Origin of the sequence: Bacillus halotolerans (assembly GCF_001517105.1) — a bacterium.
Classification (GTDB): domain Bacteria; phylum Bacillota; class Bacilli; order Bacillales; family Bacillaceae; genus Bacillus; species Bacillus halotolerans.
Genome location: NZ_LPVF01000008.1, coordinates 330,920 through 356,193, shown reverse-complemented (window position 1 = coordinate 356,193; position 25,274 = coordinate 330,920). Strand labels below are relative to the sequence as shown.

Genomic DNA, 25,274 nt, shown 5'->3' with positions numbered 1-25,274 from the left:
TTTAGGTTACATAGTATAATTTACTATAATAAAGGACTTTTTCACTAGTTTGGACAGGCGTAATAAGCATAGGCGAGGAGGGGATGAAAATGGCAACATTATCAGATGTGGCGAAAAAAGCAAATGTTTCGAAAATGACGGTATCAAGAGTGATCAATCATCCTGAGACGGTGACAGACGAATTAAAAAAACTTGTTCATTCCGCGATGAGAGAGCTGAATTACATCCCTAATTATGCGGCAAGGGCGCTCGTGCAAAACAGAACACAGGTTGTCAAACTGCTGATTCTCGAGGAAATGGATACGACAGAACCGTATTACATGAACCTGTTAACCGGAATCAGCCGGGAGCTGGATCGCCATCATTATGCTTTGCAGCTTGTGACAAGAAATTCTCTTAATATTGGCCAATGCGATGGTATTATCGCTACTGGCTTGAGAAAGTCCGATTTTGAAGGTGTGATCAAAGCTTTCGAAAAACCGCTCGTCGTATTTGGGCAAAATGAAATGGGCTATGACTTTATCGATGTGAATAACGAAAAAGGCACTTTTATGGCAACCCGCCATGTCATGGGACTGGGGAAGCGGGAGGTTGTCTTTTTTGGCATTGATTTAGATGAGCCTTTCGAACGCTCGAGAGAACAGGGGTATATTCGTGCGATGAATGAAAGCTTTAAAAAAACGAATATGTTTCGGATCGATAACAGTTCTAAAAAAAGTGAATGCCTTGCAAGAGAAGTCCTGGAATCCATGAACAATCAGGCAGCGTTTGTCTGCGCATCCGACCGAATCGCGCTCGGCGTCATTCGTGCGGCGCAATCGCTTGGAAAACGAATTCCGGAAGACGTTGCGGTTACCGGGAATGATGGCGTATTTCTTGATCGCATCTCCTCGCCACGATTGACTACAGTCAGACAGCCAGTAGTTGAAATGGGTGAGGCCTGTGCGAGAATGCTGCTGAAAAAAATGAATGAAGACGGCGCTCCCCAAGGGCATCTTTTTTTGAACCGGAGTTAATTGTGCGTGAATCGACTCTGTAACAGCCTTATTCTGTTATCGATAACAAGGCAAAAAGGATTGTTCCTGCGATTTCATCATGATACTTTCAAACTTGAGCCGGATATAAAACGGAAATCAAAGGGGGAGACATGATGGAATATGCAGCGATTCATCATCAGCCGTTCAGTTCTGATGCTTATTCTTATGACGGGCGGACAGTGCATATTAAGATTCGGACGAAAAAAGGTGATGCCGATCACATTCGATTGATTTGGGGTGACCCTTATGAGTACAGCGGCGGCAGGTGGTCAGCAAACGAGCAGCCGATGAGGAAAATTGCTGCTACAGACATGCATGACTATTGGTGTGCTGAAGTGGTGCCGCCATTTAGGCGTTTGCAATATGCGTTTGTTGTAACAGACCATCATGAAGACATCTTTTTCGGAAGCTCAGGTGTATGCCCTTATAACGAAAAAACGCTGGAGACGATCCATTATTATTTTAAACTTCCATTTGTTCATGATGCCGATACATTCCAAGCGCCTGAGTGGGCAAAAGCAACGGTTTGGTATCAAATTTTTCCGGAGCGTTTTGCAAATGGAAGAGAAGATCTGTCACCGGAGGGTGCGTTACCGTGGGGGAGCAGGGACCCGGACGTAAATGATTTTTTTGGGGGAGATTTGCAAGGGATTATCGATAAGCTTGATTATTTAGAGGATTTAGGGGTTAACGGAATTTATCTAACTCCGATCTTTTCCGCGCCTTCCAATCATAAATACGACACATTGGATTACTATACCATTGATCCGCATTTTGGAGATCCGGAGCTTTTTCGCACATTGGTCAGCCGCCTTCATCAGCGGGGGATGAGAATTATGCTTGATGCTGTTTTTAATCATATAGGCAGCTCTTCTCCGCAGTGGCAGGATGTTGTGAAAAACGGAGCTCAATCCCGCTATAAAGACTGGTTCCATATTCACTCGTTTCCTGTCACAGAAGGCAAATATGATAGGTTTGCGTTTACACCCGAGATGCCAAAGTTAAATACGGCTAATCCCGAGGTACAGAGATATTTGCTTGATATTGCTTTGTACTGGATTCGCGAATTTGACATTGACGGCTGGCGTTTAGACGTGGCAAATGAAGTGGATCACGCTTTTTGGAAGACATTTAAGCAAGCCGTATCAGCAGAAAAGCCTGACGTTTATATTTTGGGGGAAATCTGGCATTCTTCCGAACCTTGGCTTAGAGGAGATGAATTTCATGCGGTGATGAACTATCCTTTTACAGAACCTATGACTGAGTATTTTGCTGACCGGGAGATTCCAGCCTCGCGCATGGCCCACCGGTTAAATGCACATTTGATGACTGGGATGAAGCAGGTCAATGAGGTGATGTTTAATTTACTGGATAGCCATGATACAAAACGTCTTTTGACAAGGTGCTGCAATGACGGAAAAAAAGCACGTGCTTTGCTGGCCTTTATGTTTGCCCAGACAGGTTCACCATGCATCTATTACGGAACGGAAATCGGATTGGACGGCGAAAATGATCCATTATGCCGGAAATGTATGGTGTGGGAAAAAGAGAAGCAAAACCAAGAGATGCTTACATTTATGAAACGGTTAATTGCTTTACGCAAACAGGAAAACACTTTATTGACTTATGGAGATCTTGAGTGGAATCTGCTGGATGATCAAAACGATTTTATCCGCTTTTCGAGGACGCTCGATGAAAAAAAACTGATTTACTTCTTCAATCAGGGGAACGCGGCTCAACATGTCAGTTTGCGAGATTTGAAAATTGATCGCTATCAGAAAATCTACGATGCGTGGATAGAGCAGCCGCTTCATTATGAAGATGTGATTGCCGTTCAGCCGGGGGAATTTTTTATTTTGGGTGCTGCTGACACTGTATAAATTCTGTTATCGGTAACAAGCTGAAACTTCTTGTAACCGCTTTCGAGAGAACAATACAATTGTTATAGATTCATCAATAAAAGGGGGAAAAGAGATGGCAGTTTTTAAAAAGGGCTTCGCCTTATTGGCGGCATCAGTCCTGACATTCGGCCTTGCCGCCTGCTCAAATTCAAAAGATCCGGCAAGCTCGGACGGTAAAAAGGTACTGACTGTGTCTGTCGAAGAAACCTATAAAGAATACATTGAAAGCATCAAAGCAAAGTTTGAAAAAGAGAATGATGTCACAATAAAAGTCGTTGAAAAGCAAATGTTCGATCAATTGGAAGCGCTTCCCCTTGATGGCCCGGCGGGGAACGCACCTGATGTTATGCTAGCAGCGTACGACCGGATCGGCGGTTTGGGCCAGCAAGGACATTTGCTTGACGTTAAGCCATCTAACACAAAAAGTTTTGGCGATAAAGAAATGCAGCAGGTGACAATTGACGGCAAGGTGTATGGAATGCCGCTGGTCATTGAAACACTTGTTTTATATTACAACAAAGATCTTTTAAAAACAGCGCCAAAAACATTTAAAGACCTTGAAAAATTAGCGGAGGATTCCCGCTTTGCGTTTGCTTCGGAAAAAGGAAAATCAACCGGATTTTTAGCGAAATGGACTGACTTTTATATGTCGTACGGTTTATTGGCAGGTTACGGCGGATATGTATTTGGAAAAAATGGCACAGATTCCGGGGACATCGGCCTGAACAATAAAGGGGCAGTAGAAGCTGTGAAGTATGCGGAGAAATGGTTTAAAACCTATTGGCCAAAAGGCATGCAAGACAATTCAAGCGCCGACGATTTTATTCAGCAGATGTTTATAGATGGCAAAGCGGCTGCTATCATCGGCGGACCTTGGTCAGCTGCCAACTATAAAGAGGCTAAATTGAACTACGGAGCGGCTCCTATCCCGACATTGCCAAACGGAGAAGAATATGCCCCTTTTGCCGGCGGCAAGGGCTGGGTTGCTTCAAAATATACAAAAGAACCCGAACTGGCTGAAAAATGGCTTGAGTATGCTACAAATGACGCCAATGCTTACGTTTTTTATGAGGATACAAACGAAGTTCCGGCCAACACAGCTGCAAGAAAGAAAGCGGATAAGCAAAAAAATGAGCTGACGTCAGCTGTGATTAGACAATATGAAACAGCGACACCGACTCCGAATATTCCGGAAATGGCTGAGGTATGGACGGGAGCGGAAAGTTTGATTTTTGATGCGGCTTCAGGAAAAAAAGCGGCACAACAATCAGCGGATGATGCTGTGAATGTCATAAAGGAAAATATCAAAGAAAAGTATGTGAAATAAAACGGCGGGACAGCGTCCGGAAGAATAGAGGGCGAAAAAATGAATACACACCACACACTTGCAAAGCAAAAACGAAAGGCTGGGTTTTTATCGATCATTCCAGGGCTTGGGCAGATTGCGAATCAGCAGTTTTCAAAGGGGCTCTTGTTTCTGGCCATCACAGGTTTGTTTGTTTTTGAATTATGCGTTTTCGGTATTCAGGCGCTAACCGGATTGATGACATTGGGAAGTGTTCCCGGTGAAGACCACTCACTGTTTATGCTGATTGAAGGCACGCTGCAATTGATCGTGACACTGATTTTCCTCATGTTCTATATCTTTAATATTTTTGATTCGCGTAAGACCGCTGCTATGAAAGCGGCGGGTTTGAAGGTCAATACAACGGCCAGGGACATGATCTGTCATGCGGGAGATAAAGGGTTTCCATATTTATTTACACTGCCGGCATATATCATGATGGTGTTTGTGATTATTTTTCCGGTTTTGGTGACTCTGTTTGTTGCATTAACAAACTATGATTTTTATCATATTCCGCCTAATCGTCTGATTGACTGGGTCGGTTTTAAAAATTTTTTGAATATTTTTTTCCTCGGCTCCTATCGTGAAACATTTGTGAATGTACTGGGCTGGACGATCATCTGGACAATCTGTGCGACAACGCTGCAAATCATTTTGGGTATCTTGACGGCCCTTTTCGTCAATCAGGATTTTATAAAAGGCAAGCGGATATATCGAATGATCTTCTTATTTCCATGGGCTGTTCCGGCTTTTATTACAATCATGAGTTTTTCCAACATTTTTAACGACAGCATAGGGGCGATGAATGCACAGGTGATTCCATTATTGAATCACCTGCCGTTTGTAGAGCTGCCGGCGATCGCGTGGAAGACCGATCCTTTCTGGACGAAGACGGCCCTCATTATGATTCAGACCTGGCTCGGTTTTCCTTATATTTATGTCATGGTAACAGGCGTGCTTCAGGCGATTCCAGGTGAACTGTATGAAGCGGCAAAGATTGACGGGGCCACGTTTCTTCAGCGTTTTAAACATATTACTTTCCCGATGATTTTATTTGCGACAGCACCCGTGATGATTACCCAGTATACGTTTAATTTCAATAATTTCTCGATCATCTACTTATTTAATGAGGGAGGACCGGGCAGCGCGGGAGCGGGCGCCGGGTCGACCGATATTTTAATTTCTTGGATTTATAAACTGACAACAGGCACATCACCGCAATATTCTGTTGCGGCGGCTGTTACACTGTTAATTTCTTTCATTGTCATTGGAATTTCCCTGATTGCTTTTAAAAAATCGAATGCCTTTGGCAATGAGGAGGTTATGTAGGTGAACGCGAGAACTGCCAGAATGCTTAATAGGATCTGTACCTATTTATTTTTGACGCTTTTAAGTATCGTCATTCTGTATCCGCTGCTGATTACCGCATCATCCGCTTTCCGTGTAGGGAATGTGGCGGCTTTTCAGCTTGATTTTTCGGGTTCTTGGACTTTGGACCATTTTAAGCGGCTATTTGACGAGACGCTTTATCTTCATTGGTACGGCAATACACTAATCATCGCGCTATCGGTCATGGTGTTGCAGGTTACGATTGTGACACTTGCCGGGTATACGTACAGCCGCTATCGGTTTGCAGGCAGAAAAAAGAGCCTGGTATTCTTTTTAATCATTCAAATGGTGCCGACGATGGCAGCGCTGACTGCTTTTTACGTCCTGGCCATGCTGATAGGCGCACTCGATCAATACTGGTTTTTAACAGCGATTTATATCGGCGGCGGAATTCCGATGAACACGTGGCTGATGAAGGGTTATTTTGATACTGTACCGAGAGAAATCGATGAAGCAGCGCGAATTGATGGAGCCGGACATCTGAGGATTTTCGCTTCAATTGTTTTGCCGCTTGTTAAGCCGATGCTTGCGGTACAAGCGCTTTGGGCATTTATGGCACCGTTTGGCGACTATTTGCTGGCAAAGTTTTTGCTTCGCACACCGGAAAGACTGACCATTGCTGTGGGGCTGCAATCATTCATTTCAAACCCGCAGCAGCAAAAAGTCGCCCTGTTTGCGGCAGGAGCGATACTTGCCGCACTGCCGATATGCATTTTGTTCTTTTTTCTCCAAAAGAACTTTGTGTCCGGGCTGACAGCCGGCGGGACAAAGGGGTAGTTCGATGAAGAATCTGCAAAATGAAAGCTTTATCATTCGCTGTCTTAAAGCGGCCGCATCTCCATCGGGCGTTTGCCGTTATGGGAATACATTCAGCTGGCTGCAGCTCACCTTTCTCTTTATGTTTTTGACGGCCTGTTTGATGGCGCCGTTTACGATTTCGTTTATAAAAATGGATCGTTTTAACGTTCAATCCTTCATGCCGTCAGCTATGCAAAAGGTTAATGATCGATTTGCTGATCAATTACAAGGCTTTCAAATAAGAAACGGAAAACTGACAGGCGGGAAGAGCTCTGATCGGATTGAAGATGGACAGAATTTGCTGGCGGTTGATATGGAGCATGAGTTTAAGGCAAGCGGTGAAAATGGGCGTTTAAAAGTAACTGGATATGATAACGCAATCATATTTCAGTCTGAGCATCTGATCATCACCGATCAAAATGGAACGGGTTTTTCTGTCCGCTATGCGAAAATGGACGCCAAGCTTAAGAATCCAAACACCCATGATGTTGAGAGCCTTATCAATGAATGGTGGCTGGCACAGTATAAGCCGATGATCATGATGCTGGCATGTGCGGTGATTTTTATGATCCAGTTTTTTTTGATTGCTGTTCTTGCGGGAGGCATGTGGATCACAAAATTATCAAACATGATCTCTATTGCGTCATTCCAGGAAGCGGCATCTATAGCGATTTGCGCATCAGCACTGCCGGCATTTGTGGCAGCTGCTGTCGGCATGGTTCATTTTGACTTGATCACTGTATTGATGATCCATTCGTGTGGCGTCACTTTGATGATCTCTTTTACATTTAGATATTTGGCCAAAACCCGCCGTTATAAAGGAGACTTACATTCGGGAGGAAAATATGATAAATCAGCGGTTATTTGAGATTGATGAATGGAAAATCAAAACTAATCATTTTCAAAAGGAACATATGCGGCTGCAGGAAAGCCTGACTTCTCTTGCAAACGGCTATATGGGAGTCAGGGGAAATTTTGAAGAAGGCTATTCAGGCGACAGTCATCAAGGCACATATATCGCAGGCGTGTGGTTCCCTGACAAAACGCGGGTAGGCTGGTGGAAAAACGGGTATCCGGAATATTTCGGAAAAGTAATCAATGCGATGAACTTTATTGGCATAGATTTATATATTGACGATAAAAAAGTCGATCTTTATCAAACTCAAATTGAATCATTTGAGTTAGAACTCAATATGAAAGAAGGAATTCTGCGGCGAAGCGCTGTTGTCCGCATTCAGGATAAAACGGTCAGAATCAGCTCGGAGCGATTTCTTAGCCTTGCCGTTAAAGAGCTTTGTGCGATTCATTACGAAGCAGAGTGCCTGACGGAAGATGCTGTCATTACGCTTGTTCCTTACCTGGATGGAAATGTCGCAAATGAAGATTCTAACTACCAGGAACGATTTTGGCAGGAAGAAGCGAAAGGGGCTGATTCTCACCGCGGCCATGTAGTGGCAAAAACGATCGAAAATCCGTTTGGAACACCTCGCTTTACTGTTTCGGCCGCAATGGCAAACGTGACTGAAGGCTTTGTCAGTGAAAGCTATAAAACAGCTGGCATGTATGCTGAGAATCGCTACAGCTATCAAACGAAGGCTTCTTTAAAAAAGTTTATTATTGTCACGACTTCCCGTGATTATCTGGAGGCAGAGCTTTTATCAAAAGGCAAGGGGCTTTTGGCGGATGTTCTTGAGAACGGGTATGAGGAAGCAAGACGAAGGCACACTGATCAATGGAAGGAAAGATGGGCAAAAGCAGACATAGAGATTAAAGGGGATGAGGAACTTCAGCAAGGAATCCGCTACAATATCTTTCAGTTATTCTCGACATATTACGGGGGCGATGCCCGTTTGAATATCGGGCCGAAAGGATTTACAGGCGAAAAATACGGAGGTGCCGCCTATTGGGATACTGAGGCATATGCCGTGCCGATGTATTTGGCTGCTGCCGATCCGGAAGTGACGAAACACCTGCTTTTATACCGTTATCACCATCTGGAGGCTGCCAAACGAAATGCCGCAAAATTGGGACTGAAGGGGGCGCTTTACCCGATGGTGACGTTTACAGGAGATGAATGCCACAACGAATGGGAGATCACCTTCGAAGAAATTCACCGCAATGGTGCGATTTGCTATGCGATCTGCAATTATGTCAATTATACAGGTGACCGTGACTACATGGAAGAATACGGGATAGATGTTCTCGTGGAAGTCAGCAGATTTTGGGCTGACCGCGTTCACTTCTCGAAACGAAAAAACAAATATATGATCCACGGCGTCACAGGGCCGAATGAATATGAAAACAATGTCAACAACAATTGGTATACGAATGTAATCGCGGCTTGGACGTTGGAGTATACATTAGAAAATATTGAAAGGATTTCAGCGGAAAAACGCCGCCTTCTTGATGTGCAGGAAGAAGAACTGAAGGTGTGGAGAGATATTATCCGGCAGATGTACTATCCGTATAGTGAAGAACTGCAAATTTTCATTCAGCATGACACATTCTTGGACAAAGACCTGCGATCGGCAGCAGAATTAGATCCAACTGAGCGGCCGCTTTATCAGAATTGGTCATGGGACAAAATTCTGCGCTCCAATTTTATTAAGCAGGCAGATGTTCTTCAAGGCATTTATCTTTTTCATGACCGTTTTACAATGGAAGAAAAACGGCGAAACTTTGAATTCTATGAACCGATGACCGTTCATGAATCGAGCCTGTCGCCCTCTGTCCATGCGGTTCTCGCAGCCGAGCTCAAGATGGAAAAGAAAGCGCTAGAATTATATAAGCGTACAGCAAGGCTTGATCTTGACAACTACAATCATGACACGGAAGAAGGCCTGCACATTACATCAATGACGGGAAGCTGGCTCGCGATCGTGCAGGGCTTTGCCGGCATGCGTATCACGAATGAGACGCTGTCATTTGCTCCGTTGTTGCCGAAAGAATGGGACGGATATTCGTTCAACATCAATTATCGAAATCGCTTAATCAATGTGACGGTTGACGAAAAGAGCGTCATCTTTGAGCTTTTAAAAGGCGAGCCGCTGCCCATGAAAGTTTATGAGGAACCGGTTGTGCTAACTGAACGATGTGAAAGGAGAACGCCTGATGAGTAAATGGTGGAAGGAAGCTGTCGTTTATCAAATTTACCCGCGCAGTTTTTATGATTCCAATGGAGATGGATTCGGGGATTTGCAAGGCGTGATTCAAAAGCTGGATTACATCAAAAATCTCGGGGCGGATGTGATCTGGCTCTCACCGGTGTTTGATTCCCCGCAGGATGACAACGGCTATGACATCAGCGACTACAGAAACATGTACGCAAAATTTGGGACAAATGAAGATATGTTTCAGTTAATTGATGAAGTGCATCAGCGCGGAATGAAAATCATCATGGATTTGGTTGTGAACCACACGTCGGATGAGCATGCGTGGTTTGACGAAAGCCGCAAGTCGAAGGACAATCCTTACCGGGATTATTATTTTTGGAAAGATCCAAAACCGGACGGATCTGAGCCCAATAACTGGGGATCAATCTTCTCAGGCCCGGCGTGGACGCTTGATGAACGGACGGGGCAATATTATTTGCACTACTTTTCGAAAAAGCAGCCTGATTTAAACTGGGAAAATGAAGCGGTACGCCGGGAAGTTTATGATTTGATGAGGCTCTGGATGGATAAAGGCGTTGACGGCTGGCGGATGGATGTGATCGGCTCCATTTCCAAATACGTCGATTTTCCGGACTACGAAACAGATGACAGCCGCCGCTATATCGTCGGCTGCTATCATTCAAACGGCCCCCGCCTGCATGAGTTTATTCAAGAAATGAACCGGGAAGTTCTTTCTCATTACGATTGCATGACGGTGGGAGAGGCAAACGGTTCCGATACAGAAGAGGCGAAAAAGTATACGGATGAAAGCAGACATGAGCTGAATATGATCTTTACGTTTGAACATATGGATATTGATTCGGAACCGCATTCGCCAAATGGAAAATGGCAGCTCAAGCCGTTTGATCTGGTCGCTTTAAAGAAGACGATGACAAGGTGGCAGAACGCGTTAATGAATGTCGGCTGGAATACCCTGTATTTTGAAAATCATGATCAGCCAAGGGTCATTTCCCGCTGGGGCAATGATGGCGAGCTGCGAAAGCAGTGTGCAAAAGCATTTGCAACGGTTCTTCACGGTATGAAAGGAACCCCGTTTATTTACCAGGGAGAAGAAATCGGCATGGTCAACAGTGATATGCCGCTGGAAATGTATGATGATCTTGAAATAAAAAATGCATACCGTGAACTGGTCATCGAAAACAAAACGATGTCAGAAAAAGATTTTCTAAAAGCCGTAACGAAAAAAGGAAGAGATCACGCGAGAACACCGATGCAATGGGATGCCGAAAAACATGCGGGATTCACAGCCGGAAACCCTTGGATAGCGGTAAATTCCCGCTATCATGAAATCAATGTGCAAGAGTCCTTGGACGATCAAGATTCGATTTTCTACTACTACCAGAAGCTTATTCAATTACGAAAGCAATATCAGATCATAATAGATGGAGATTATCAGCTGCTGCTGGAGGATGACCCGCAAATCTTCTCTTACATCCGTGAATATCAAGGGGAAAAGCTTCTCGTCGTTGTGAATTTATCAGAAGACAAGGCTCAGTTCGAATTGCCTCAGGAACTGATTCATGAGCGTTGGAAAGTGCTCATTTCCAACTATTCGCAGGAGAGAGCTGACATGAAGCATATTTGCCTTGAACCCTATGAAGCTATGATGGGTATCAGCATATGAAAGCGGTCATTTTTGATTTAGACGGGGTGATCACAGATACTGCTGAATATCATTTTCTCGCTTGGAAGCACATAGCAGAACAAATCGATATTCCCTTTGACCGAAGTATGAATGAAAGCCTCAAAGGAATCAGCAGAGAAAAGTCGCTTGAAAACATACTTATTTATGGCGGAGCGGAAGCAACATATACAAATGCGGAGAAACAAGATCTTCTGCACCAAAAAAACAAATATTATCAGACGTTGATCAGCAAATTGACGCCGGAAGATCTTTTGCCGGGAATCGGCAGGCTTCTTCGTGAATTAAAAGTCGAAAATATAAAAATCGGGTTAGCGTCTTCAAGTCGCAACGCCCCCGAGATTTTAAGACGTTTGGAGATTATTGATGATTTTCATGCCATTGTTGACCCGACGGCTCTTGCGAACGGGAAACCTGATCCCGAAATATTTTTAACGGCCGCGGCGCTGCTTGGCGTCTCCCCGGCTGATTGTGCGGCAGTAGAAGACGCTGAAGCGGGAATTGCCGCCATTAAATCTGCCGGAATGTTTGCGGTTGGAGTCGGCTATGAACAATCAATGCATGATGCCGATCTGATTGTAAGGCAAACTTGCGATTTGACGTTTGAGGTGCTGAATGAAGAGTGGAAGTCGTATACAATAAATCGTATTCAAAAATGAACGGAGGGAAAAGGGACTGCATTTCTGATGTTTCGTATGTATGTTTCTCTTGTTAGTGAGAGAGTTCCTTCAGCATTAAAAAACCTGCAAGAGACATGTCTCTTGCAGGTTGCTGTATTACTTTTGATCTTCTGAGTTGCGAGTCAGAATTTTGTCAATCAGGCCGTATTCAAGCGCTTCTTCAGCAGACTTGAAGTTATCGCGGTCTGTGTCGCGTTCGATCACTTCAAGAGGCTGGCCAGTACGTTCAGCAAGCACTTTGTTTAATTTGTCGCGAAGCAAGAGAATACGTTTCGCGGCAATTTCAATTTCTGTCGCTTGACCTTGAGCTCCGCCAAGAGGCTGGTGAATCATGACTTCACTGTTTGGAAGCGCATAGCGTTTGCCTTTTTCTCCGGCAGCAAGCAAGAACGCGCCCATTGACGCAGCCATACCGATACAAATTGTAGATACCTTCGGCTTAATAAACTGCATGGTATCATAGATCGCCATACCGGCTGTGATAGAGCCGCCCGGGCTGTTGATGTAAATAGAAATATCTTTTTCAGGGTCTTCCGCTTCTAAGAATAAAAGCTGTGACACGATGGAGTTCGCAACGTTGTCATCAATCGCAGATCCAAGCATGATGATACGATCCTTTAATAAACGAGAATAAATGTCATACGCTCTTTCCCCGCGGTTCGTTTGTTCAATGACTGTAGGTATTAAATTCATAATGCTCCTCCTTCACCTTTTAGGTAAGTATGTAGTTACATGATACATTTTTGGTCAATAAAGGTCAAACAAAAAGCTGGCTTGACATGTAAACTCTTCTCTTTTTCCCATTTTCCCCAAAAATACAACGGTTCAAACCATCGTATGTGAGCTTCTGAAAGAAGATGATGTGTCTTCTTAAAAAAACAGCCCTTTAAAATAGAGGGTTGTTATTTCGGCTGAAATACCGTATAATAAGTTATGCTGACGTTATCATCACGCAGAGAAAATATGTCAATATGCGCTCGTAGCTCAGTTGGATAGAGCGGTGGTTTCCGGTACCACGTCTGCCGGGGGTTCGAATCCCTCCGAGCGCGTCCAATAGAACAACAGGAAAGACAAGGGTTGGGCATTTTGCCGCTCTTGTCTTTTTTGTTTCCAGAAAACTTCTCGTGAGTACATAATTTTTCCTCCTGCTGGGCATCGTAGGTGATGAACAGTATTGAATTTGTTAAGGAGGAAGACAATGGGAATTTTAAGCGGTAATCCGCAAGAAGAACCGATGCATTACGGTGAGGTATTCAGTTTGTGGAGTTATGTGATGGCGGGAAATAAAATGATCGGCAATTACCAGATGTTATTGCATCATGTTGGTGATGGCGATTTAAAGAAGCTGCTTCGTGAGTCCATCGAGAAATGCCAAGATGAAATCAAACAGGTCAGCAATATCCTGAAAGAAAACGGCGTGGGGCTTCCGCCCGCTTCTCCTGAGCCGCCGGATGCAGATCTTAACGACATTCCGCCGGGCGCGCGGTTTCTCGATCCGGATGTGGCCGCAAATTGATATTGTCGTTAATTTGTGCCTTCTCGGATTTTTATTCGGGCTCTTGGCCACAAAGGACGTGATCTTTGCCAGGTTTAATATTTACTTCGGACTGTATCAAATGATCCTAGTCCCTTATTTTGTCAGGATATTTGATGAGAAATCGAATGCGTTGATCTATATCGCCATTGTGGTTTGTTATTTTTTATATAGTTATTTGCTTATGCCGGTTGATTCTTCCGTTCTGCCGTACAGAACGATTTTTTCCCGGTAATTTATGCAAGAGGAGCCGGTCATTATGGAAACACCTGCGGTTAGTCTGTTAGTCGCTGTTTATAATACAGAAACCTATATCAGAAACTGCCTTGAATCTTTAAAGAACCAGACATTGGACAATATTGAAATCATCATCGTCAATGACGGTTCGGCAGACGCCAGCCCGGACATCGCGGAGGAATATGCAGAAAAGGATAAACGCTTCAGAGTCATTCACCAGGAAAACCAAGGGCTCGGTGCGGTCCGGAACAAAGGGATCGAGGCGGCCCGCGGAGAATTTGTGGCATTTATAGATTCAGACGATTGGATCGAGCCTGATTATTGCTTGCAAATGGTTCAGGCAGCATCAGAGGAAACCGATCTGGTGATTTGCAACTACGCCGCAGAGTTTGAGGACACTGAAAAAACCGTTGTCTCAGACATTGCGGAAACCTATCGGGATCAGCCCAAGGAGTCCTATATCAAGGCGTTATTCGAAGGGAAGGTCAGGGGATTTTCGTGGAATAAACTGTATCGAAGAAGCATGATTGACGCGCACCGGCTTTCGTTCCCGCTCAGAGGTGAGCTGGAGCATGTCGAGGATCAGTTTTTCAGCTTCAGGGCACATTTTTTCGCCCGCTCGGTTTCCTATGTAAAAGCGCCTCTCTACCATTATCGCATTCACCTTTCCTCCATCGTGCAGGGTTATCAGAAAAAACTGTTTGAATCAGGACTGGCGCTGTATCAGGCGAACGCAGGGTTCTTACAGGAGAACAACAAGCTGGAGGAGTACCGAAAGGAGCTTGATTTCTTTATCGTTCTCCATGGGACCATTTGTCTTTTGAACGAATGGAAAACAAGCGCCAGCCGGCGCCTTTTGGAAAGGCTCAAAACGGTCGGCGTGATTTGCGCTGATCCGGTGTTTCAAGGCAGCCTGTCGAAAACGGGGACAGCGCCTTTTGACGCAAAACGGTCATGCCTGCTGCTGATGGCGAAATACAGAATGATTCCGCTCGTTGCCATGGCGTCCGCCGCGTATCAGCGAGTGATCGAGTACAAAATGAAAATCAGAGGGTGAAGACATGTCGTTACATTCATTGAAAATCAATCTTGCAGAATGGCTGCTGCTAAAGGTCAAGTACCCGTCCCAATTTTGGCTGGGTGCGGCCGATCAGCCGGTAAAGGCTGCCGCACATAAGAAGAAAATCATACTGACCCTGCTGCCTTCCCATGACAATTTGGGGGACCATGCCATTGCTTATGCCAGCAAAGCGTTTCTTGAGCAGGAATACTCCGATTTTGAAATCGTTGAGGTCGATATGAAGGACATATACAAATCAGCAAAAGCGCTGATCCGCTCCCGCCACCCGGAGGATATGGTCTTTATCATCGGCGGCGGAAACATGGGGGATTTATACCGGTATGAAGAGTGGACGCGCCGCTTTATCATTAAAACGTTTCATGATTATCAAATCGTCCAGCTACCGGCAACTGTTCATTTTTCTGATACGAAAAAGGGACGAAAAGAGCTGAAACGGGCGCAGAAAATTTATAACGCGCACCCCGGTTTATTGCTGATGGCGCGTGATGAAACGACGTATCAATTTATGAAGCGGCATTTTAAAGAAAAAAAGATCCTGAAGCAGCCTGATATGGTGCTGTATTTAGATAGAAGCAGCACCCCTGCGGAACGCGAAGGGGTGTATATGTGTTTGCGCGAGGATCAGGAAAGCGTGCTTCAGGAGGATCAGAGAAACCGCATGAAGGCCGCTCTTTTTGATGAATTTGGCGAGATCAAAGCTTTTACGACAACGATCGGGCGCCGGGTCAGCCGCGGCACACGGGAACAGGAGCTGGAAGCGCTTTGGTCTAAGCTGCAAAGTGCTGAAGCCGTTGTCACTGACAGGCTGCACGGCATGATTTTTTGTGCGCTGACAGGAACGCCGTGTGTAGTGATCCGGTCTTTTGATCACAAAGTCATGGAAGGCTACCAATGGCTGAAAGATATTCCAATCATGAAGCTGATTGAACAGCCAGAGCCGGAAATTGTGACAGCCACAGTGAAAGAGCTGCTGACAAAAGAAACAAACCGTTCCGGCTTTCCGCGGGATATGTATTTTAAAGGGCTGCGGGATAAAATCAGCGGTGAAGCACAATGACACCGCTCGTCAGCATTATTGTCCCAATGTATAACGTTGAACCATTCATTGAAGAATGCATCAATTCACTGCTTGCCCAAACGCTTTCTGATATAGAAATCATCCTTGTTAATGATGGAACACCCGATCGATCTGGTGAGATGGCAGCGGCATACGCGAAACGGGATGCAAGAGTTCAAGTCATTCATAAAAAAAATGGCGGCTTGAGTTCGGCTCGAAACGCGGGAATCAAAGCGGCGCGCGGGACGTATATCGGGTTTGTAGACGGAGACGATTATGTCTCTCCCGCCATGTTTCAAAGGCTTGTACAAGAAGCGGAGCAGCACCGGCTCGATATCGCTGGCTGCGGATTTTATAAACAGTCTGAAGACAGACGGGTATACGTACCGCCGCAGCTCGAAACAGGCCGTATGCTGACAAAAACGGATATAGCTGAACAGCTCCAGCGTGCCCACGAAACGAGATTTATCTGGTATGTATGGCGATATGTGTATCGCCGTGAGCTTTTGGAGAGGGCGAACCTGCGGTTTGATGAAGACATCCGTTTTGCTGAAGATTCACCCTTTAATTTATCTGCTTTTTATGAAGCCGAGCGGGTAAAAATGCTGGATGAAGGCTTGTACATATACCGTGAAAATCCGAACAGCCTGACGGAACGCCCTTATAAGCCTGCGATGGATGAAAATATCCAAAAACAATATCAAGCCAAACTTGCATTCTACAATCAGTGCGGCTTAGCGGCTGTATGCAAAGAAGATTTAGATGTGTACATTTGCAAGCACCAGCTTCCGATGCTTCTGGCAAACGCCTGTGCCTCATCGCAGCCGCCGAAAGACATCAAAAAACAGATCAGACAGATTTTATCCTATGACATGGTTCGGCAGGCTGTCAGACACACACCGTTTCGGCATGAGAAATTAGGCAGAGGCGAGCGATTGGTCTTAGGACTGTGCAAATGGCGGCTGATCTTTCTCATCAAGCTGTTTTTTGAGACACGCGGAACCATGAAAGGCAGTGCAAAACAGGCATGAAATTCACCATTAACTTCAGCGCCAATCTCACAGCTTTTCTTCTGTCCGTATTCCTGTCTGTCTGGATGACGCCTTTTATTGTCAAAACGCTCGGTGTCGAGGCTTTTGGCTTTGTGAATTTAACGCAAAATGTGATTAATTATTTTTCCATTATCACGGTGGCGCTCAGCTCCGTGGTTGTGCGTTTTTTTTTCTGTCGCAGCCCACAGGGGAGAGCAGGAAAAAGCAAATGCGTATATCAGCAATTATTTGGCTGCATCTGTTTTGATTTCATTGCTGCTTCTGCTGCCTCTTGTGAGTGCGGCTTTTTTTATTGACCGCGTTATGAACGTCCCTCAGGATCTATTGGCTGATGTTCGGCTGTCGATTTTGATTGGGAGTCTGCTGTTTCTTTTAACATTTTTGATGGCGGGGTTTGGGGCGGCGCCATTTTATGCCAACCGGCTGTATATCACCAGTTCGATTCAGGCGGTGCAAATGCTCATCCGTGTACTGTGTGTACTGGCGCTGTTTGCCTGCTTTACGCCAAAAATCTGGCAGATTCAGCTTGCCGCTTTAGCCGGTGCCGTTATAGCGTCTATTCTGTCTTTCTGCTTTTTCAGAAAACTGATTCCATGGTTTTCATTTAAGCTGAAAGACTTGTCATTCCGCATAAGCAAGGAACTGTTTCAGGCAGGAACCTGGAACTCAGTCAATCAGATCGGCGTGCTGCTTTTTTTGCAGATCGACCTATTAACCGCCAACTTGGTGCTGGGTGCATCTGAAGCGGGAAAATACGCGGCGATTATCCAGTTTCCGCTGCTGCTGCGCAGTTTGGCAGGAACAGTCGCATCTCTATTTGCGCCTGTCATTACTTCTTATTATTCAAAAGGCGATATGGACGGCTTGGTCAAGTACGCCAATCAGGCAGTGAGACTGAACGGGCTTTTGCTTGCGCTTCCGGCTGCATTATTGGGAGGTTTGGCCGGGCCTTTTCTGACGATCTGGCTTGGACCGTCCTTTTCCTCTGTAGCGCCGCTTTTATATATTCACGCCGGATATTTGGCGGTCAGTCTTGCCTTTATGCCGCTGTTTTATATATGGACCGCCTTTAATCAACAAAAAACACCGGCGCTCGTCACCCTGCTGTTAGGCGCAGTGAATGTTGTGCTGGCGGTCACATTAAGCGGGCCGGCGCATCTGGGGCTTTATGGCATTACGCTGGCCGGGGCGATTTCGCTTGTGCTGAAAAATGTCATCTTTACGCCGCTTTATGTATCACGCATTACCGGCTACAAAAAACATGTGTTCTTTACAGGCATGTTCGGTCCGGTCCTTGCCGCTTTATTTGCCTGGGCGGTTTGTGAGGCCATCCAGTTATGTATCACCATTGAAAGCTGGATATCACTGATTGCCGCAGGTGCTGCCGTCAGCTGCTGCTACGCGGTTTTCGCTTTTATGTTTGTTTGTACGAAAGAGGAACGACAGCTTGTGCTGAAACGGTTTAGAAAAACGAAAGGAGCTGTAAATATTTGATCCTGAAACGTCTTTTTGATCTGACGGCCGCTATTCTTTTATTGTGCTGCACGGGTGTCATTATTCTATTCACCATCGCCGTAGTCAGGCTGAAAATAGGATCGCCTGTCTTTTTTAAACAAGTACGGCCCGGCCTGCATGGGAAGCCGTTCACCCTTTATAAATTCAGAACGATGACGGACGAACGGGACAGTGAGGGAAACCTGCTGCCGGATGCAGTCAGGCTTACAAAAACAGGCAGGCTGATTAGAAAGCTGAGCATTGATGAGCTGCCGCAGCTTCTGAACGTTTTGAAAGGAGACCTCAGCCTCGTCGGTCCCCGGCCGCTGCTGATGGACTATCTGCCGCTTTATACGAAACAACAGGCACGGCGCCATGAGGTGAAACCCGGGATTACAGGCTGGGCGCAGGTCAACGGCAGAAACGCGATTTCCTGGGAAAAGAAATTTGAAATGGATGTTTGGTACGTTGACAACCGTTCATTCTTGCTCGATTTGAAAATTTTATGTCTGACGGTACGCAAAGTTCTTGTGTCAGAAGGGATTCAGCAAACCAATCATGTGACCGCAGAACGCTTTACAGGAAGCGGAGATGTGTCCTCATGAGAAACGTGGCCATTGTGGGAGACGGCGGTCACGGAAAGGTGATCAGAGAACTCATAAGCGCCCGTTCAGACACGCGCTTAGCTGCAGTGCTGGACGATAAATTCAGCACATTTGATGCCGGGAAAGAGCTGTACACAGGCCCCCCGGAAGCAATTCCTGAATTGCGCAGGCTGATCCCTGACGTCATGTTTGTGATTGCAATTGGAAACAACAGCGTCAGAAAACAGCTGGCGGAGCGGCTGGGGTTATACAAAGAAGATTTCATCACATTAATCCACCCGTCAGCCATCATCAGCAAATCGGCTGTCATCGGGGAAGGAACGGTTATTATGGCCGGTGCGATTATTCAGGCGGATGTTCAGATCGGCGCCCATTGTATCATCAATACGGGCGCGATTGCAGAGCACGATAATCAGATCGGCGATTTCGTACATCTTTCTCCGCGCGCCACGCTTTCTGGTGGTATTGCGGTTCAAGAAGGGGCTCATGTGGGCACCGGGGCCTCTGTCATTCCGCAGGTTACTATTGGCTCTTGGAGCATTGTCGGCGCAGGCTCCGCGGTGATCCGCTCCATCCCTGCCGGGGTAACGGCAGCCGGCACCCCGGCGCGCGTGATTTCTTCTATTCAAACCTAAAGCAAAGGATGGTTACATGCATAAAAAAATCTACTTATCCGCCCCTCATATGAGCGGCAGGGAGCAGCACTATATTTCAGAAGCCTTTCGCTCAAACTGGATTGCGCCGCTTGGGCCGCTTGTGAATACATTTGAAGAAAAATTGGCTGAACGAGTCGGGACCAAAGGGGCGGCTGCGGTCAGCTCAGGCACCGCCGCGATTCATTTGGCGCTGCGTTTGCTGGATGTAAAAGCGGGAGACACCGTGTTTTGTCCGTCCTTTACATTTGTGGCAACGGCAAACCCGATTTTATATGAAAAAGCGGTGCCTGTTTTTATAGATTCTGAGCCGGATACGTGGAATATGTCTCCGAAAGCACTTGAAAGAGCACTGGAGGAAGCAAAACGAAATGGAAATCCGCCAAAAGCGGTCATTGCCGTCAACCTGTACGGACAAAGCGCGAAAATGGATGAGATTGTAAGCCTGTGCGGCTTATACGGAGTGCCGGTTATTGAGGATGCGGCTGAATCCCTCGGTTCGGTCTATAAAGGGAAGCAGAGCGGGACATTCGGCCGTTTCGGCGTTTATTCATTTAATGGAAACAAAATCATTACCACTTCAGGAGGCGGGATGCTTGTGTCAGACGATGAAGCTGCCATTGAAAAAGCAAGATTTCTCGCTTCACAGGCCCGCGATCCTGCTATTCATTATCAGCACAGTGAAATCGGGCACAACTACAGATTGAGCAATATCCTTGCCGGAGTCGGCATTGCCCAGCTTGAGGTGCTGGATGAGCGGGTGGAGAAAAGACGGGAGATTTTTGCGAGGTATGAAAAAGCGCTTGGCAGCCTAGATGGCGTTTGCTTTATGCCGGAATACTCAGAAGGCGTGTCCAACCGCTGGCTTACTGCTCTTACGCTCGATAACGGGCTGACTCCTTATGACTTGGTTCAGCATCTAGCTGAAGAACAGATCGAAGCGAGACCGCTTTGGAAGCCGCTGCATACCCAGCCTCTGTTTACATCATCTGCATTTTATTCCCATACAGATTCTGAAAGTGTGTGCGAAAACTTATTCAGGCGGGGGATCTGCCTCCCATCCGGAACAAATATGACCGAAGAAGATCAAGACCGAGTAATCGATGTGTTGTCACACTTATTCCAAACAACAGAGGTGAAGAGATGGACAGCAAGCATTCAATGATCAGCCTGAAGAAAAAACTGGCCGGGCTGCTCGAAATGATTCCGAAGCAATCCGAAATCATTTACGCCGACTATCCTCTATACGGAAATGTAGGGGATCTTTTTATTATGAAAGGAACGGAAGCCTTTTTTGAAGAAAATGATATTCGGGTCAGAAACCGCTGGAATCCAGACAATTTCCCAATCGGGCGTAAGTTTGATACGAATCTGATCATCGTCTGTCAGGGAGGGGGCAACTTCGGGGATTTGTATCCGTACTATCAAGGATTTAGAGAGAAAATCGTTCAAGCCTATCCAAACCACAAAATCGTCATTCTGCCGCAATCCATCTATTTTCAAAATGAAGACAACTTAAAACGGACGGCTGACATTTTCTCTGCCCATTCAAATCTGCATATCATCACAAGGGAAAAAGCCTCCTATGCAACGGCACAGGCGTACTTTCTAAACAATCATATCAAGCTATTGCCTGATATGGCCCACCAGCTGTTTCCCATCATTCCGACACAGCAGCCGACCGGCCAAAAGCTGAGATTTATCAGAACAGATCATGAAGCAAATGATGAGCTTCAAAGACATGCGCAAGCGGAAAGCTATGACTGGCGTACAGTGCTGTCAGCTTCAGACCGCCGGACAATCGCTTTTCTCCAAACGCTGAACGTCCTGAACAAAAAAGCGGGCAATCCTCTGCCCATCGCATTGATATGGAGAAAATACTCGGATTACATCGTCACCAAAGCCATTCGCTTTTTCAGCCGTTACCAATCGGTGGAAACGTCAAGGCTGCACGGCCATATTTTGTCCTCTCTTCTTCAAAAAGAAAACACGGTCATTGATAATTCCTACGGAAAAAACGCCAATTACTATCATACTTGGATGGAGGGAGTGCCAAACACTCAAATCATTCGGGACGCCTCAAAGAAGGAAAACCTTCCTGCTCACATGTGAGCGGAAGGTTTATTTTGATTCTCCGCGTTTTACTTTGTTGTAGGCTTCATCTAAATGCTGAATCCGCTTCAGGACAACTGAGTTTTTTGTCAGCTGATCCTGCACAAGTGTTGAAACCACAGAACGGTAGTAGCTGTTCATTGCGTGGATCTTATCCTCAGACGGGTTCATTTCAATATGCTGCTTTAAGTTTTCAATAAAATACGGTACAGAAAAAAGTTCAGACATTTCTTTGGCAGCTCCTTTTTCATAAATGTATACGGTGTCATCCCAATCATGTACAATGAAGAAAGGGGAGTGAGCAAGATGGATATGAAACTTCAGCAAGTACAAGTACTAAAGCCTCAACTGACACAGGAGCTCAGGCAGGCCATCACGCTGCTTGGCTATCATTCGGCGGAACTGGCCGAATACATTGATGAGCTCTCACTGGAAAACCCTCTTATTGAACGAAAGGAAACAGACACACCGCCACTATCTTACCATAAAACAAGCAAAAACAGGATCAGCAGGCAGGAGGCGGGCCTTCAATTAAGCAATCCGCAAAAAACACTGCAGGATGTCCTCAAACAGCAGTCGCTGGATATGAATCTGTCAAACACTGAAAAAAAGATTTTTAATTATCTGATACATTCGCTTGATTCAAACGGATATCTGGAGGAAGATGTGGAGGAGGCAGCCCGGCGCCTGTCCGTTTCGGCAGAGGAAGCGGAAGCGGTTCTGAGAAAACTACAGTCGCTTGAACCAGCGGGAATCGGCGCAAGATCTCTTCAAGAGTGTATTCTGCTGCAATTACAGCGTCTCCCGAACAGAAATGAACAGGCAGAACTGCTTGTTTCAGAACACTTTGATGTATTTGCACAAAAAAACTGGAAAGCGCTTTCAAAAGAAACTGGAATCCCGCTGCACGCGATTCAGGACATTTCTGATAAAATTGCTGCGCTTCACCCAAGACCCGGCCTTCTGTTTGCCAGTCCGGAGCAGGATATGTATATTGAACCTGACATTTTCATCATCGTTAAAAACGGCCAGATCACAGCGGAACTGAACAGCCGCTCGTTCCCGGAGATTGAGCTGCATCCGCAGTACAGGCCGCTTCTATCGTCGGGCGCCTGTCAGGATACGGTTTCCTATTTATCTACGAAATATCAGGAGTGGCGCTGGCTGAGCCGCGCGCTGAGGCAACGGAAGCAGACGATCACCAGAATTGTAAATGAGCTGACCGCACGTCAAAAAGATTTTTTCCTGAAAGGGCGGAGTGCCATGAAGCCGCTGACACTGAGAGAGGTGGCGGACTGTCTGGACCTGCATGAATCAACCATCAGCCGGGCCATTAAAGGGAAAACGATACAAACCCCTTACGGATTGGTTGAGATGAAGATGTTCTTCTCAGGAAAAGCAGAGGCCTCTGGGGATGGCGATACATCCAACTATGCGGTCAAAACGCATCTTCAAGCATTGATTCAGCAAGAGGATAAAACAAAACCCCTCTCAGATCAAAAGCTTGCCGACCTGTTATATGAACAGCACCGCATCCAAATCTCCAGACGCACAGTGGCGAAATACCGCGATCAATTGAACATTCCGTCATCGGCAGCCAGAAAACGGTACAAATAAAATCCTCCCTGTAAGGGAGGATTTTTTTACGGAATCATCCAGCTGAAAAACTGGTGCTGCAAAAAGGTGATGATACAGACGAGCAGCAGCAAAAACAAGCTGTGCTTGATCGTAAAGCGGAAAAGATCCGACTCCTTCCCGGCGAGTCCGACTGCCGCACACGCGACCGCGATCGACTGCGGGGAAATCATTTTGCCGGTGACGCCGCCTGATGAATTGGCCGCGACCGATAGGACAGGGTCCATTCCGACCGATAAGGCCGTTACTTTCTGCAGGTTTCCAAACAGCAGGTTAGCCGACGTATCCGAGCCGGTAATAAAGACGCCGAGCCAGCCGAGAACCGGCGAAAAGAAGGTAAACATCGAGCCTGTCAGCGCCAGCGTCATGCCGAGCGTCGTGCTCATTCCCGAGGAGTTGGTGACATATGCAAAACCAACGACCGAGGCGATCGTTAAAATCGGAAACTTCAATTCCTGCAGTGTTTCGCTAAAAACAGCTCCCCATTCTTTCCACGAAATGGACGTGATGAATTTTGACAGCACTGCGGCAATTAAAATCGCGGTGCCTGCCGAACCGAGCACCTCAAGCTTATAAACCGCTTCAATCGGAGTGCCGTCAGCATTGACGATCTGATTGTTCAAAAAAGGCACCCCAGGCGCAAAAGTCAGCTGTTCTCCAATCACATTCAGCCATTTTAAGACAACGGCTGTGCCTTCGTAATGCCCTGTCAGCGCGGATTTGACCGAAGGAATGCCCCAAACAGAAATCATCACCGTCAGCAGCAGAAACGGCGACCAGGCCTTAAAAATCTGCCCGCCGGTGTAAGCCGGTGCATCAGGGTGCAGTTTTGCCGTTTCAATTGCGGCGGCCGATTCCTGCTCCCCCGCAAACCGGAATGTCTTCTTCGGCTTCCACCATTTCAAAAAAACAGCTAGCGCAGCCATCGACACTAGCGCCGACAAAACATCCGGCAGCTCCGGCCCCAGAAAGTTGGAACTGAGATACTGAACAGCGGCAAAGGAAACACCGGAAACAAGAATCGCCGGCCATACCTCAAAGGCTTTCCTGAATCCGCTCATAATGATAATTAAATAAAGAGGAATAAATACAGATAAAAACGGCAGCTGCCGCCCGACCATCTGAGAAATCTCCATCGCCGGAATCCCTGTCGGCCCTTCTACAGCTGTAATCGGAATCCCAATCGCCCCGAAGGCTACTGGCGCCGTATTGGCAATCAAACAGATCCCCGCCGCATAAAGAGGGTTAAAACCGAGGCCGACAAGCAATGCGGCCGAAATCGCGACCGGCGCCCCAAAGCCCGCCGCTCCTTCTAAAAAAGCCCCGAATGAGAAAGCGATCAGCAGCGCCTGAAGCCGGCGGTCATCGGTAATGGAGAGAACAGAGCTGCGAATAATATCAAACTGTCCCGTTTTTACAGTGATTTTATACAAAAAAACAGACGTCACAATGATCCAGCCGATTGGCAGTATGCCGTATACGGCTCCTTGTGTAGCGGACATCAGCGCTTTTTCCGCCGGCATCCCGTAAATCAATACAGCAATCAGCAGCGCAATTCCCAAGGTGGACAATCCCGCCGTATATCCCTTCATTCGTTTAATGGCGAGTGCCCAGAAAAAGAAAATAATCGGTACAAGTGCGGCAAGCGCAGATAAAAGCAAATTTCCCCCTATAGGCGTATATGCCTGTGTCCATTGCATCCCAAACCCCTCCTTCAAACATAACTGGCTATGTGTAAGCGGTTTCTAAAGATGATATGATCATCTGATGACTAGATAATAAGACCAGTTACCTAGCATTATATTTTGAAAAAAATCAAAGTACAAGACTTTTTGACGAAATTGTCTAA

At 46.2% G+C, this 25,274-nt stretch carries 19 protein-coding genes, 1 tRNA gene and 4 pseudogenes; 21 read left to right on the top strand and 3 right to left on the bottom strand.

Annotated features, from left to right (window positions below; genetic code table 11):
• Positions 1–89 precede the first annotated feature (89 nt).
• The 9 genes and pseudogenes from AU387_RS04310 (at position 90) to pgmB (ending at position 11,944) form a co-directional block, all read left to right on the top strand.
• Positions 90–1,039, top strand: a pseudogene (locus AU387_RS04310) (LacI family DNA-binding transcriptional regulator).
• A 108-nt stretch (positions 1,040–1,147) separates the two neighbouring features.
• The gene (locus tag AU387_RS04305) at positions 1,148–2,917 is read left to right on the top strand and encodes a glycoside hydrolase family 13 protein (protein WP_059334982.1); all 1,770 of its coding nucleotides are present in this window, start codon (positions 1,148–1,150) and stop codon (positions 2,915–2,917) included.
• Positions 2,918–3,011: 94 nt separating this feature from the next.
• Positions 3,012–4,265, top strand: coding sequence for a maltodextrin ABC transporter substrate-binding protein (locus tag AU387_RS04300; protein ID WP_059334980.1), 1,254 nt, complete (start codon positions 3,012–3,014; stop codon positions 4,263–4,265).
• Positions 4,266–4,304: 39 nt separating this feature from the next.
• The gene (gene mdxF, locus AU387_RS04295; protein WP_059334978.1) at positions 4,305–5,612 is read left to right on the top strand and encodes a maltodextrin ABC transporter permease MdxF; all 1,308 of its coding nucleotides are present in this window, start codon (positions 4,305–4,307) and stop codon (positions 5,610–5,612) included.
• Positions 5,613–6,449, top strand: coding sequence for a maltodextrin ABC transporter permease MdxG (gene mdxG / locus AU387_RS04290; protein WP_082687833.1), 837 nt, complete (start codon positions 5,613–5,615; stop codon positions 6,447–6,449).
• Positions 6,450–6,453: 4 nt separating this feature from the next.
• A complete protein-coding gene (locus AU387_RS04285) occupies positions 6,454–7,338 on the top strand; it encodes a DUF1189 domain-containing protein (protein WP_059334976.1) in 885 nt (294 codons plus the stop codon).
• Positions 7,316–9,589, top strand: a complete 2,274-nt coding sequence (locus AU387_RS04280; RefSeq protein WP_059334974.1) for a glycoside hydrolase family 65 protein — start codon at positions 7,316–7,318, stop codon at positions 9,587–9,589. The genes AU387_RS04285 and AU387_RS04280 overlap by 23 nt, the downstream gene beginning before the upstream one ends.
• Positions 9,582–11,267, top strand: coding sequence for a glycoside hydrolase family 13 protein (locus AU387_RS04275; RefSeq protein ID WP_059334972.1), 1,686 nt, complete (start codon positions 9,582–9,584; stop codon positions 11,265–11,267). Before AU387_RS04280 ends, AU387_RS04275 begins: the two co-directional genes overlap by 8 nt.
• On the top strand, positions 11,264–11,944 hold the full coding sequence (gene pgmB, locus AU387_RS04270) for a beta-phosphoglucomutase (protein ID WP_059292489.1): 681 nt from the start codon (positions 11,264–11,266) through the stop codon (positions 11,942–11,944). The genes AU387_RS04275 and pgmB overlap by 4 nt, the downstream gene beginning before the upstream one ends.
• 117 nt (positions 11,945–12,061) lie before the next feature.
• Here the strand turns inward: pgmB and clpP are convergent, their stop codons facing one another.
• Positions 12,062–12,658: an ATP-dependent Clp endopeptidase proteolytic subunit ClpP gene (gene clpP / locus AU387_RS04265; protein ID WP_044159265.1), complete on the bottom strand. Its 597-nt coding sequence runs from the start codon at positions 12,656–12,658 to the stop codon at positions 12,062–12,064.
• Between the two features lie 280 nt (positions 12,659–12,938).
• Here clpP and AU387_RS04260 point away from each other — a divergent pair.
• From AU387_RS04260 to AU387_RS04215, 11 genes and pseudogenes are all read left to right on the top strand, one after another.
• Positions 12,939–13,014: transfer RNA gene (locus AU387_RS04260), tRNA-Arg, on the top strand.
• A gap of 149 nt (positions 13,015–13,163) precedes the next feature.
• Positions 13,164–13,478 (top strand): annotated as a pseudogene (locus tag AU387_RS04255) (DUF3231 family protein); the annotation flags it as partial.
• Positions 13,465–13,734, top strand: a pseudogene (locus AU387_RS20995) (EpsG family protein); the annotation flags it as partial. The pseudogenes AU387_RS04255 and AU387_RS20995, both read left to right, overlap by 14 nt.
• 24 nt (positions 13,735–13,758) lie before the next feature.
• Positions 13,759–14,793, top strand: coding sequence for a glycosyltransferase family 2 protein (locus AU387_RS04250; protein ID WP_059334970.1), 1,035 nt, complete (start codon positions 13,759–13,761; stop codon positions 14,791–14,793).
• Between the two features lie 4 nt (positions 14,794–14,797).
• Entirely contained in the window at positions 14,798–15,874 is a 1,077-nt protein-coding gene (locus tag AU387_RS04245; protein WP_059334968.1) for a polysaccharide pyruvyl transferase family protein, read from the top strand.
• Positions 15,871–16,905: a glycosyltransferase gene (locus AU387_RS04240; protein ID WP_059334967.1), complete on the top strand. Its 1,035-nt coding sequence runs from the start codon at positions 15,871–15,873 to the stop codon at positions 16,903–16,905. Before AU387_RS04245 ends, AU387_RS04240 begins: the two co-directional genes overlap by 4 nt.
• Positions 16,902–18,420 (top strand): annotated as a pseudogene (locus AU387_RS04235) (MATE family efflux transporter). Before AU387_RS04240 ends, AU387_RS04235 begins: the two are co-directional and overlap by 4 nt.
• The gene (locus AU387_RS04230) at positions 18,417–19,025 is read left to right on the top strand and encodes a sugar transferase (protein ID WP_059334965.1); all 609 of its coding nucleotides are present in this window, start codon (positions 18,417–18,419) and stop codon (positions 19,023–19,025) included. The pseudogene AU387_RS04235 and the gene AU387_RS04230 overlap by 4 nt, the downstream one beginning before the upstream one ends.
• Complete coding sequence (locus AU387_RS04225; protein WP_059334963.1) at positions 19,022–19,660, top strand: acetyltransferase; 639 nt, start codon at positions 19,022–19,024, stop codon at positions 19,658–19,660. The genes AU387_RS04230 and AU387_RS04225 overlap by 4 nt, the downstream gene beginning before the upstream one ends.
• Before the next feature lie 16 nt (positions 19,661–19,676).
• Positions 19,677–20,843 (top strand): DegT/DnrJ/EryC1/StrS family aminotransferase, encoded by a 1,167-nt coding sequence (locus tag AU387_RS04220; RefSeq protein ID WP_059334962.1) that lies wholly within the window; start codon positions 19,677–19,679, stop codon positions 20,841–20,843.
• Positions 20,822–21,790 (top strand): polysaccharide pyruvyl transferase family protein, encoded by a 969-nt coding sequence (locus AU387_RS04215; protein ID WP_059334960.1) that lies wholly within the window; start codon positions 20,822–20,824, stop codon positions 21,788–21,790. The genes AU387_RS04220 and AU387_RS04215 overlap by 22 nt, the downstream gene beginning before the upstream one ends.
• A gap of 9 nt (positions 21,791–21,799) precedes the next feature.
• Here AU387_RS04215 and yvfG read toward each other — a convergent pair whose 3' ends face one another.
• A complete protein-coding gene (gene yvfG / locus AU387_RS04210) occupies positions 21,800–22,018 on the bottom strand; it encodes a protein YvfG (protein WP_024122922.1) in 219 nt (72 codons plus the stop codon).
• Positions 22,019–22,096: 78 nt separating this feature from the next.
• Between yvfG and rpoN the strand changes: the two genes are divergently transcribed.
• Positions 22,097–23,407 carry an RNA polymerase factor sigma-54 gene (rpoN, locus tag AU387_RS04205; protein ID WP_044159192.1) on the top strand — a complete coding sequence of 437 codons (1,311 nt, stop codon included), beginning with the start codon at positions 22,097–22,099 and terminating at the stop codon, positions 23,405–23,407.
• 26 nt (positions 23,408–23,433) lie between these two features.
• On the opposite strand, the gene lutP is transcribed toward rpoN, so the two are convergent.
• Positions 23,434–25,125: an L-lactate permease LutP gene (gene lutP / locus AU387_RS04200; RefSeq protein ID WP_044159190.1), complete on the bottom strand. Its 1,692-nt coding sequence runs from the start codon at positions 25,123–25,125 to the stop codon at positions 23,434–23,436.
• Positions 25,126–25,274: the final 149 nt, after the last annotated feature.